Origin of the sequence: Bacillus sp. FH (genome assembly GCF_052216825.1) — a bacterium.
GTDB lineage: Bacteria > Bacillota > Bacilli > Bacillales > Bacillaceae_G > Bacillus_A > Bacillus_A paranthracis.
On sequence record NZ_JBQOUU010000007.1, the window covers coordinates 43,623 to 55,876 of the forward strand.

General features: G+C 31.7%; 12 protein-coding genes and 1 other annotated feature. Of the genes, 2 read left to right on the forward strand and 10 right to left on the reverse strand.

Translation table 11 applies throughout. The features are described from left to right. Window positions 1-69 precede the first annotated feature (69 nt). From ACTT1L_RS16480 to ACTT1L_RS16525, 10 genes are all read right to left on the reverse strand, one after another. The gene (locus ACTT1L_RS16480; protein WP_000281835.1) at window positions 70-702 is read right to left on the reverse strand and encodes a VanZ family protein; all 633 of its coding nucleotides are present in this window, start codon (window positions 700-702) and stop codon (window positions 70-72) included. 142 nt (window positions 703-844) lie between these two features. Beyond that, entirely contained in the window at window positions 845-1,438 is a 594-nt protein-coding gene (locus tag ACTT1L_RS16485) for a GNAT family N-acetyltransferase (RefSeq protein ID WP_000350625.1), read from the reverse strand. Window positions 1,439-1,442: 4 nt separating this feature from the next. Beyond that, window positions 1,443-2,465, reverse strand: coding sequence for a serine hydrolase domain-containing protein (locus ACTT1L_RS16490; protein WP_000849933.1), 1,023 nt, complete (start codon window positions 2,463-2,465; stop codon window positions 1,443-1,445). A 111-nt stretch (window positions 2,466-2,576) separates the two neighbouring features. Then, a complete protein-coding gene (locus ACTT1L_RS16495) occupies window positions 2,577-3,815 on the reverse strand; it encodes an MFS transporter (RefSeq protein ID WP_000793330.1) in 1,239 nt (412 codons plus the stop codon). A gap of 65 nt (window positions 3,816-3,880) precedes the next feature. Beyond that, window positions 3,881-4,139, reverse strand: a binding site (T-box leader). Between the two features lie 55 nt (window positions 4,140-4,194). After that, the gene (locus ACTT1L_RS16500) at window positions 4,195-5,016 is read right to left on the reverse strand and encodes an SDR family NAD(P)-dependent oxidoreductase (protein ID WP_000504475.1); all 822 of its coding nucleotides are present in this window, start codon (window positions 5,014-5,016) and stop codon (window positions 4,195-4,197) included. An 84-nt stretch (window positions 5,017-5,100) separates the two neighbouring features. Beyond that, window positions 5,101-5,697, reverse strand: coding sequence for a TetR family transcriptional regulator C-terminal domain-containing protein (locus ACTT1L_RS16505; protein WP_001042679.1), 597 nt, complete (start codon window positions 5,695-5,697; stop codon window positions 5,101-5,103). Window positions 5,698-5,877: 180 nt separating this feature from the next. Beyond that, window positions 5,878-8,016, reverse strand: coding sequence for a penicillin-binding protein (locus tag ACTT1L_RS16510; RefSeq protein WP_061130328.1), 2,139 nt, complete (start codon window positions 8,014-8,016; stop codon window positions 5,878-5,880). A 313-nt stretch (window positions 8,017-8,329) separates the two neighbouring features. After that, on the reverse strand, window positions 8,330-8,863 hold the full coding sequence (locus ACTT1L_RS16515; protein ID WP_002027786.1) for an undecaprenyl-diphosphatase: 534 nt from the start codon (window positions 8,861-8,863) through the stop codon (window positions 8,330-8,332). Between the two features lie 326 nt (window positions 8,864-9,189). Beyond that, window positions 9,190-10,179 carry a zinc-binding dehydrogenase gene (locus ACTT1L_RS16520; RefSeq protein WP_073541705.1) on the reverse strand — a complete coding sequence of 330 codons (990 nt, stop codon included), beginning with the start codon at window positions 10,177-10,179 and terminating at the stop codon, window positions 9,190-9,192. A 167-nt stretch (window positions 10,180-10,346) separates the two neighbouring features. Then, complete coding sequence (locus ACTT1L_RS16525) at window positions 10,347-10,859, reverse strand: GrpB family protein (RefSeq protein WP_000437685.1); 513 nt, start codon at window positions 10,857-10,859, stop codon at window positions 10,347-10,349. A gap of 128 nt (window positions 10,860-10,987) precedes the next feature. Between ACTT1L_RS16525 and ACTT1L_RS16530 the strand changes: the two genes are divergently transcribed. Together ACTT1L_RS16530 and ACTT1L_RS16535 are read left to right on the forward strand one after the other, a co-directional pair. Then, window positions 10,988-11,869: a serine/threonine protein kinase gene (locus tag ACTT1L_RS16530; protein WP_048557873.1), complete on the forward strand. Its 882-nt coding sequence runs from the start codon at window positions 10,988-10,990 to the stop codon at window positions 11,867-11,869. Between the two features lie 88 nt (window positions 11,870-11,957). Continuing rightward, window positions 11,958-12,254: LytS/YhcK type 5TM receptor domain-containing protein (locus ACTT1L_RS16535; RefSeq protein WP_442821999.1), on the forward strand; the 297-nt coding region annotated here is incomplete at its 3' end.

The following is a 12,254-nucleotide window of genomic DNA, read 5'->3' on the forward strand; positions in this document are numbered from 1 at the left end:
TACTTTTGACTCGTACGTCTTTTATCATCTTTATTCAAAATAAATGTATACTTTAACACGTATGAATTGTTAGTTATCAATAGTTTCTATTCTTTTAGAATCCGTCTCATTAAATACTTGAATTTTAAATTTAGCAGCTAGCATAATAGTGATTTTATAAATAAAGTATCCAAGAATACAACCTATAACGTTACATATTACATCATCAATATCAGTAACTCGTCCCACTCCACTAAATAAAGACTGAATTAATTGTAGCAATTCAATACTAGTTGATATAGAAAATCCTAATAAAATTGTATTTTTGAATTTTTTATATTTATCCCATAGGATTGGTGCTAAAAATCCTAAAGGCATTAATAATAAAATATTTCCGCCTACATTTCTTATAATTAGACCAATCATAAATAGGGCATCTCCATCATAAGCACTACCAATTTGATTGATGTCTTTAATAATTGATGCAAATGGTATTATATTGACCGAGCGATTCAGATTTTCAATATTAGAAGGAAAACCGATTGGTAAAGGGAATAAAGTTACTGCAACAACCATACAAATGTAGACCAAGAATAAAAAACTTATTATTTCTTTCCACCAAATCACATGTTTTTTATTTTTGATACCAATTAATATTCCACGTACAATTAAATAACAAATAACCCCTAAAATAATAAACAAGCTACCGTTGATCATATACAAATTGTTAACACATCCTTTCATATGAATTAATAATTAAAATTTATAACTATATAGTAATGTTTTTTAATTTAAAAATCCATATATCCATATGTAATCGTACAGAATTAGAAAACCCTTTATTTAGTAAATAAAGGGTTTCTCGTTAACTAAAATACTTTTCAAAACAAAAACAATCATGCACTCGTTTAAATTGTTTTCTTATGTCTTCTTTATTTTCACCTGTATAATGAGCAAATGTTTGAACTGGATATAACTGATCTATATTACTTTTCATTACACCTTTTATCTCGTCTGTATGATCGCTATATACGTGTAAATAGGAATCTACTTTTACAAATCCGTTCTTTTCATACCATCCATGTACCCATAGATTGTCCCTAGTCCATGCTTCTAGGCGATTTAGGTTACGTTCATTCGCTAACTTCTCCGCTTCCTTTAATAGCTGATTACCAATTTTCATTCTACGGAAATCCGGATGAACTGCAATATGCCAAATCATACCACCAAGACCAGTTCCTCTTGAACAAACTGTACGTTCTTCTAATTCATATTCGATATCTATTAAACCTACAATTTGATTTTCATATACAGCTACTAGTTCAATAGCCGGATGTTCATATCTTTCCTTTTCTCTAAATACATTATCGTAATAAGCTGTATCTAAAAAAGATAACACACGGCAACGTACCCAACCGGTTTCATCCTCTTTTCTATACGCTCTAATTTCTATATCCATATAATTAAAAACCTCCTTCTATTTCTATCATTAATTTTTCGGGTCCTGCTTCTTTATTTGATGGAATAACTAATGTAATTCCTAAGTCTGGATATACGGCCGAACGAAAACTGACGCCTGGGTCATATCCCATTACATGATATTTGAATATCTTGTTTTCTCTTGTTTCAATCCATATTCCATAGCCATAAGATTGATTATTATTTACTTGGATGTGAGGAGTTAAAAGTATTTTTGTATATTCTTGGCTTATAATTTCATAGTTAAATAACGCTTCCCAAAACTTCAGCATGTCTGACGCAGTAATAAAAGCTCCACCATCCGAACCACCTTTTATCGGAATAGAGTAAGCATTTGTTCTCCATGTCTGGCTAATTTCATCTTTTATATATCCGAGAGCTGTCTGCCTTGGTAATCTATCTAAAGAAAAATAGCCCGAATGATTCATACCAATTGGATTAAATATGTTTTTTTCTATATACTCCGTAAATTTAAGTCCTGTCTGTTCTTCGATTATTAATCCCAGTATGATAAAACCTGCATTGTTGTAGTGAAACTTACTTCCTGGTGCATACATCATATCTCTGTTTTGAAATAATGGTAAAAAGTCTTTTAAACTTTTTAATAAATACATAGGTGTTTGTTTCCAAAGATCTTCGAAGTTATCCATAATACTTTCATCAAAATAATCTGGAATACCCGAACTATGCGTCAAAAGGTGATGTATTGTAATATCTTCATTAAAGTTTGGAAAGTTAACACTTAAACACTCTTTTAACTTTGTTTGAAAAGTAATTACCCCATTTTCAACAAGTTGACAGACACCGATAGCTGTGAATATTTTACACCCAGAGGCAATTCCAAACCTAGTTTGTAGCGTATTGTTTATACACTCATTTCGATTTGCATAACCAAACGCTTCTTCATAAACTATGCCCTTTTTTTCTTTCACTAAAATTACCCCAGAGAAATCTATATGACGATATGTTTCTTTTACAATGTTATCTATTTGATCTTTTGTTTTCATTACAAAAATCACCCTCGTTTATCAATATTGTTCTCCTTTCTTATATTTCCATATATAGGAGGGATAACCCTCCTATTGAACATCGTAAGATTTAAATCAAAACTAAGAGAATTATTTCGAATGTATTGATTCAGAAGAATGCACTTTAGAATGTGATGGCAATAAAGTAAACACACACAAGATGATAGTAATAAATAACATTACTAAAGAACCTATAATAACCACAAGTTGTATAGAAATAAATTGAGTGGCAACTCCGAACAAAATCGTAATTAAAATGGTGATACCTGCAATAAATAATCCATATATGCTCCCAATCCGTCCCATTATATGGACAGGGACATTATTTTGATAAAAGGTATTAAACCCTGTATTTGCATATGCCATAGAGAAAGATAAAATAAAAAATCCGATAGCAGCTATTAAAAACCCATTTGAAAAAGCATAAATTATATAACCGATTGCGATGAAAAATGATCCTATTCCAATTAAAAATGAAGGTGTTAATTTTTTTGATAAAATTGTATTTGTTATTGCTCCTAAAATAAATCCGGCTCCAGCAATACTAACTAAAAAACCATATTCACTATCTGTTAACAATAAAACTTCTTTCGCAAATGACAATTCAAGTGAATCATTTGCGGCAGTTAACACTATCATCCCTTGAAATAAGAAGTACACGAAAACGATATACAAAGATTTTTTACTGAAATTTAAAACGATGGTCCAATCTTTTTTTAGTACAGCTAGAGACAACCTGTCATTTGATGTATGAATATCAGGTTTTTTATCAAGATTAGGTAGTAGCAAGGTAATTACTCCTGATAAGAGAAATGCTATGGCATTCATATATATAGCAAACTCTGGTGTACTTGCTATTAACAATGCTCCCGCTATCGATGGACCAATTACAGAGGCACCAGACCCTATTAAACTACGCAATGAGTTGAAACGTTGTCTTTGTTCAACTGGTATTAATTTCGTCATATACGTCATCGCAGTTGGCTCATAAATTGCATTGGGCATACTAATAAAGAATACGAATACATAAACGATCCAAAGTGATGGAAGTAATGGTAAAATAGCGATAAATACCGCGCGATATATATCGAGGTGAATCATTAATTTTCGTTTATTTAAACGATCAATCATACTTCCTGACCAAGCGTTTGTAAATAGAGTAGCTAATGGTTTAATTACATATAAAGTAGCAACAGCTAAGGCTGAGCCACCCATATGATAGACAAGTACATTCAGTGCTATTAAGTAAATCCATGCCCCTAAATTTGCAATACCAACTCCGGACAGTAGTAATAAAGGATATTTCCAATCTTTAAGTAAGTTTTTCATTTTTGGCCCCCGCTTTCCAAATTGTTTTAAACCAATAAAAAAATCCCACCCCCAAGACTTTTAATCTTAGGGACGAGATTTATTATCGCGGTGCCACCCTAGTTTGTTAATATGTCACCATATTAACCTTATCTGGTACTGCATTTTCATTCATGCTTATACCATAGCTCTATAACGGGAGCTCCCGTCACACCACCCTCTATTAATAGATTCCGATGCGCTGCTCAGAGGCTTGGTTCAATAAAGAATTTTTACTCCTTTTCAGCTAAATGGAGCTCTCTGTGAAAAATTCATCTTATTTACTCTTCTCTTCACTGCATTTGATTTTTTCCATATTATCACAATTTACTTTAACTGTAAATACAAAATAATCAGATATTTATAGTTGCCTCATTTTTGCTTTTCGACCAATTCGGCATATGAAACGCATTAGCTTTTTATGAAGATAAGGAAATAAGGTAAAGAATACGTCCATTGTTTTTTTAAACGGCATTGGACATATAACTAATTTATTTTTATGAATAGCTTTCAGTGCAATTTCAGCAAACTTGTCTGCTGAAATCGGCTTATTTGTTTTTAGTTGTTTTATAATTTGGCCCTTATTCATATTAATTGCAATTGATTTTTCAAATATGGGTGTATCTACAAAAGTTGGACAAAGTACACTTACATTTACACCGTATTCTTCTGCCTCATAATGTAATGACGTTGTTAAACCGACGATAGCATGTTTTGTTGTTGCGTACGCGGTACAAAGTGGAGCAGGTCCTAAACCTGTTGCAGACGCAGTATTAATGATATGACCAAATCCTTGTTTTTTCATGAATTGGTAAGCCAATTGTGTCCCGTAAATTACTCCTAATAAATTTATTTCAATAATATGTTTCCAATTATCTAAAGACATATCGAATACTTCTCCATACATAGCAATCCCAGCATTATTAAACATATAATCAATTCTACCAAACTCATTAACTATTTTTATAATAAGTTCCTCTACGGATTCAGCGTTAGTAACATCTAAATATTCGAACCTAGCTAGTTGATTATTATTTTTTATATTATTCACAAGCTCTTGACCACTTGTTTCATTAATATCTGCGATAATTACAAATATATCTTTATTTGCTAATTGAATAGCTAAAGCTTTACCGATACCAGAAGCTCCGCCAGTTATAATTGCGACTCTTTGTTCACCCATATAAAAAACCTCCTGTTGTTAATACATATAATGAAAACGGACGAGTGTAAAGATTTGAACAATCGTTCTAATTCGCTTGTAATGCTACGCATGTTTGTTTGAAATAGAAAGTAAAAAAATCGTAATGGCTTCATTAAATAAAACTTCTAATTTCTCTGTTTCAAATGAATGAATGAATTGACATAATCCACCTAGCCATGAACCTAATAAAAGACTTGAATCCTCAACATTTTCTATATAAAATTCACCACTTTGTATACCTTCATCCAAAATTTTTTGATATGTTTTTAAAGGGATAACAGCTAAACCATAGAGTTGTTGAATTGTAGAAGGGTTCGCGCTCGGATCAGAGGCAAGTTCTTGTCCTGCTCTTAATAATGGCGTTTTGTAATTATAAAGTACAAATTTAGCTATCCCATATAATTTCCCAGTAGCGTTTGTATACTGTTTTTCTGCTATTTCCCATTTATCGTGCCAATTTCTCATACTGTCTTTAGCTAAATAAACAAATAATTCTTCTTTATTTTTATAATGGTAATATATATGTCCTTTACTATAACCAGAGGCTTTTGCAATGTTATCAATTGAAGTTCTTGTATATCCTTTTAAGGAAAATAATTCTGTCGCCTTCTCTGCTATTATTTCTTTGGCTAAATCGCTATCGTATCGTCTTTTATTCAATGTAGACTCCTTCCGTCGTTTCATACAAAAATTTGAACAGTCGTTCTAATTTCAATATATGTAGGTTTTTCTGTTTTAGTAACTGTTAAGTTTATTATTTCTCCTAAAAATTACGGTGCGTGAAATTACTTGAATCATAAAAAAGAGTCTATTATATATAGACCCTTCATATTTCCTGAATTAATTTGTATTTGCCTCTGCTAACGGTTGTAACGGTGGTTCTAATTCTAGTTCTAATATATCGCCTTCTTGTATAGCTTGTCCTTTTTCAATACTTTGATTTGTTACATAACCCGTACCTGAAGTTTTTAAATCTAATTTTAATAGTTTAGAAAAATACATAACATCACGCATGGACCAACCTTGTAAATTGGGCATTGTTGCGTTGTTTCCTAATAAAAATATACGATCACCTTCACTCATTACTTCACCAGACTGCGGATATTGTTTTTTAATTTTTCCTTCTCCTAAAATTATCGGTTGGAGTTTCTCTTTTTTTACATTATTCTCTACCGTATCTATTGATTGATTCACATAGTTTTGCACTTTTAATTGGGATTTTTTCGTTGCATCGGTCATTTGTTGTTCTGTATATGGTTTCACCTTTAAATATTCAAGGCTATTTTTCACAACTGGTTTAAATATTTCAGCGAGCGGCTGAGCTCCATATTCATCTCCCTTTAACTTTGGCTGCTTAATAGCTAAGTATACAATTAACTCTGGGTCATCAATTGGAGCCATACCTAAAAATGAAAAAATATAATTTTCTTTTCCTTCCATATATCGTCCATTTTCAGGATTCGGAATTTGCGCTGTTCCTGTCTTGCCTCCTATTGGGTAACCATCGACTTTATACATTGTACCTGTACCTTTTGAAGACGTAATAACACGCTCCATTAAGTCTCTTACCTTGTCCGCAGTCTCTTTTTTTATCGGATTGCCAACTTCTTTCGGTTGATTTTCCATAATAACTTGCTTGTTTGTTGGATTTACAACTTTGTCAACGATATATGGTTGCATCATTTTCCCGTCATTTGCTATAGCGGTTGCAGCTTGGATTAATTGAATTGGAGTTACTGTAGAACCTTGTCCGAAAGAAGTTGTTACTTGTTGAATTTGTGTATTTAATAATAAAGTATTTTTACTTTCACCAGGTAAATCTATTCCCGTTTTTTGGTTAAAACCAAATTTATTCATATATTGCTTAAATTTATTTGGTTTTAATAACTGATCTTCTAAAATAGAAAAAGCTACGTTTGATGACCTTTCAAAACCTTCATCAAATGTTATAGATCCCCATCCAAACCCACCATTATGATCTTTTATATCCGATGAACCTACTGAATACTTGCCGGATTGAAAATATTCTTTCCCGTTATATACACCTTCATTGATTGCTGCAGCTAACGTAAATACTTTCATCGTTGAACCTGGTTCATATGCATTTGCGATTGGATCATTTAAAAAGTATTCAATATCCCCTTTATTAGGATTAAAACTAGGTTTACTAGACATAGCTAAAACTTTCCCCGTCTTTGGATCCGCTATAATACCTACTAACATAGAAGGGTCATAGTGCTCTTGCGCCTTATTCATCGCTTCTTCTAAAAAACTATTAATTTGTTTATCGAGCGTAAGATATACGTTATTTCCATGTTTAGCGGGTTCAATTTTTCCTATATCATTTGTAAGCGGGATACTTCCTCGCGCTCCCACATATTCTATATTCCCATTTGTCGAGCGCAAATATTTATCTAAACTTTTTTCAAGCCCAAACTTCCCTTCTGTATTTCCTTTATCGTCTGGTCTAGCAAAACCAAGTATATAAGATGCAAAATCTTCATTTGGATACACTCTTGCTTTCTCAGGCATAAAAGAAACACCTGGGATTTTCAATTTTTTAATTTGTTCTTTCTTTTCCCTAGACAAATTCCGGCCAACTTTTCCGATTTCAACTTGCGTACGCCCTTCATGGAAATTCTTTAACACATCTTCTTTATTAATTTCAAGCGCATCAGCTAATTGCGCTGCGGTTTCATCTTTATTTTTCAATTTGCCATTACCTTTCAAATTCACAACAACACGATACGTTGTTGAATCTTGAACGAGCACTTTTCCAGTTTGATCATAAATCGTGCCACGATTCGCTTCCAAAACACCATTTTTATTATGTTGTTCAGTTGCAAGATCCTTTACATTCACATTATGCACGACCCCTACTGCTTGAATATAGAAAAAACGCAAAAGCATAATAAGAAACAAAACAATAAAAGCAATCATAAAATACCGCGCGCCTTTATTCGTTTGAAGTTTATGCATATTTCGCTCCTTTCTTTCACCATTAATTACTACAAAGATGTGCTACAAAATATGTAGTTTTTACTTTCAATACTATATGTTTCGAAGTTTTCGTATGAATTCCTTTAAAACAGTGTGAAACTAGTTATAGTTATTGTCAGTTATTTAAATACTTAAAATACAGTACGTGAAATTTAAGAATATTCATTCTTTTTTTGCATAACACTCAAATTGTTATTGCAAGTAATCTATTCACTTGTATACAACAAAAAATCCTCCTCTGAATTTCCAAAGGGGGATTTTTTCCTAAACTATAAAAGGCTAGTTATGAAATTTAAGCTACATGGTTATATTTCTCTAAAAAACGAATTCGTTTCGCTACGAATGCATACATTTTGAAAACAAGTTTTGCTATTGGTTCAAAAATACGTTTTTTCTGCAATAATAAACAGCTTGTTAAAATCGTTATGACAGCCGCACCCATTACATCTAAAGGAAAATGAACACCTACATACAAACGTGATATACAAACTAATACTGCCCACAAAAGTGCGATATATCTTAACTTTTCTCCTCTAAGAATAAACATGAATGCAATCGATAATACAAGTACAGAATGATCACTAACAAAGGATGAGTTTTCTGCGTGGGGTACTAATTGATTCACATCATATGATACAAAAGGACGTGGATGATAGTATACTAAATGAATAAAAACATTTACTAGCAATGCAATTATTACTGAAAGTGTCGTATACAACACTGTATATTGTTTTCTTATCGCATTCTCTTTCTTTCCGTTATGAAACCATAAGATAAGCATGAATAGAATAGCCACATATGCAGCACTATTTGTAATAGCAATCATTACCTTATCTAAGAGTACAGATGTACCTGCTAAATTGTTTATCCATTGAAATACTGGTAATTCACATTACTCTCTCCTTATAATTTCTTATTTCACTTGAAATTAAGATACAAGTTTACTTGATTTACACAGTATACAACATTTACACACATTTAGATTTTCACTTTATTCATGTTACTATTTTTCATTTGACAATTATGTAACTATTTACACGCATTAAAAATATATATGATGGAAAAACCTTTAAAATCATATAACCCACTAACTAAAAGTGTATATATTACATAACATATACATATAAAAACATAGGTTATTAAATCATATTTTTATTCCATACGTAGAGCGATATTACCAAACTGTTCTCCCTGCTCCATACGTCTTAACGCTTGAATCGCTTCTTCCAACGAATAAACTTTATCCATAATTGGTTTAATCTTATATTTCTCTATAAACTTAATCATTTCATTAAATTCTTCACTGCTACCCATAGATGTCCCCATAATATCGATTTGATTATAAAATAACGCTCGTAAAGGTAATTCAATTTTATCTCCGGAGCTTGCACCAAAATTAACAATTCTCCCATTCGGTTTTAATACATCAAAGTATTTTAAGAATGTTGCTGGACCTATACTATCAATTATTAAATCTACTTTTCTTTCGCATAAACTCTCTTCCCAATTTCCAGAACTATTAAAAGAAAAATCTGCGCCATATGCTTCGGCAAATTTTCTTTTGTTCTCTACCCTTGAAGTAACACTTACTTTTGCGCCAATTGCTTTTGCAAATAACATAGCAAATGTCGCTACACCGCCGCCTATCCCAGGAATTAAAACATGTTCCCCACGCTTTAATCTACCCTTTGTAAAAAGCGCTCTATATGCAGTTAGTGCCGATAAAGATAGAACGCCAGACTCTTCCCAAGTAAGATATGACGGTTTTCCTACTACATTTTCAGCGGGCACTATTACATATTCAGCAAACGTTCCATCTTTTGGTCCCCCTAACACCTCTGGTAACTCTGGTACTTCGGCAATATTATCCCATCCAATACTAGGATTAATAATGACCTCGGTTTGTAATAAATCAGCTGAAACACCTTCTCCTATTTCTGTAACAATACCTGCACCATCTGACCCTATTACTAACGGTAGATCCATTTCTTTTCTATTGTTTATAATAAATAAATCCCTATGATTTAATCCTGCTGCTTTTAACTTTACTTTTACTTCCCCGGCATTAGGATTTGTTTCAGATGAAAGTTTATATTCTAATCCCTCTACCCCTTTTTTATATTGATGTACAATAGCTTTCATTGCTTCATTCCCCCTTAATATTTTCAATGTACTAGAAATATCGAAATAAATAAACTAATCTGTCTCTAATAATTAGATGTATATCGTTATGACAAAAGAAAAAATCCCTCCCTATAAATAACGCAGGAAGGGATTTTTTAAATTTTTTCAGATAAAAATCTGTAATGTTAATTCTTTTGAGTTTTAGCTAATTCTAATATCTTTTGAATAAATGGTGCTTTTGCATTTGTATAAGAAACACGATCAAAAGGATATGTAGCTGCAAGTCTCTCTTTTAGTTCTCTATATTCTTTACGTGCCCATTCATGCTTTATTAGAAAGTCTCGAAATAAAAGATTGTTTTTCCATTCGTCACTATTATAAATATAAACATGTAAATGATGAGTACCTGCTCTCCATTTTCCCTTTCTAAAAAAACGCCAATTAGGTGTTTCTTTTGGAACATACTCATATCCGATTTTTAATAGATCATCAATCCACTTTTCGATAATTTGCAAATCTGTTACGCCAATCATCATATCAATTAAAGGTTTCGCTCCTAACCCTTGTACAGATGTGCTCCCTATATGTTCAATAGCAATACAATCTTCCCCGAATAAAGAAATAAATTTCTCTTTTTCTATTAAATACTCTTCGTGCCACTCTTTTTCATATGGTTTAATAACGATTTGTTGTTCCATTTTATCCACCTTTTTATAATTATTTATTATTATATTTATATAAATTTCATGTGATTCACATAGGATTTTTACAAAACGTGTCGAATACTGAAATATATAACTTAATTATAATAAATGCGAGGTATAATATGAAAGATATTCCAGTTGAAATTCAGTTAAATCAAGTTACATTCCAGTTAAAAGAACATCATAATTTTGATTGGCTATTGAAATTAGGAACCGTATTTGCAGTTTTTGACCAGCAAGATTCAGGTAATATAAGTTTTGGTGTTGAAAAAAATGGCCATAAAAAATTCATTAAATACGCAGGGGCACAAACAATTGCATACGAAGGAACAATAAACGACGCTATTGAACGTTTGAAAAATTCAGTTTTCCTATACGAGGAATTAAAACACAACTCGCTTATAAAACTAATTGAACACTTTCCAGTTCAATCTGGATATGTATTAATTTTCGATTGGTTTGATGGTGAATGTCTTCATTCGCACTGGAGTTTCCCGCCTCCTGAAAAATATAAAAATCCAAACTCTCCATTTTATAAATTTAAGCATTTACCTGTTAGAAAACGAGTTCAATCCTTAAATTCCATTTTTTCTTTCCATACATATGTCGAAAAGAAAAAATATGTAGCGATAGATTTTTATGATGGTAGTATTATGTATAATTTTAATACAAATGAAACGAAAATTTGTGATATTGATTTATATTCTAAAAAACCATACGTAAATAAAATGGGAAGATTATGGGGTTCCTCACGTTTTATGTCTCCTGAAGAATTTGAGCTAAACGCTATAATTGATTCGAGAACAAATGTATTTAATATGGGGGCAATGGCTTTCGCGATTTTAGGTGGTGGAAAAGATCGCTCCTTTACAAAATGGGAAGCAAGTAGGGATTTATATGAAATAGCGTATCGCGCAGTAAATGAAAATCGAACCGAACGATATGCATCAGTTAAAGAATTTTATGAAGAGTGGGTAAACGTGTCGAATACTAAAAAGATATAAATCTATATTATTCAAACAAATATATAGTTTATACTATTATCATGATAATATATATGAAAAGGAAATTAAAAATAACGAGGCAAATATTATGAACTTTGTGTATATCAATCAACACGTGTTAAATAACCTTCTATACATTTTAAGTAGCATATTTATTTTTTATTTTATATATGATAGCGGGCGCAATTTGAAGAAATATAAAAAACTACTTATTATACTTTGTACGAGTATCCCTCTTATTTTATGTATGCGCTATCCTATCTATATGGATGAAAATTGTATTCATGATTTAAGACAAATACCGGTTATAGTAGGTACGCTTTATGGTGGCTTCCCTGTCGGTATAACATTGTTTGCTATTTTATTAATTACAAGATTTTCATTT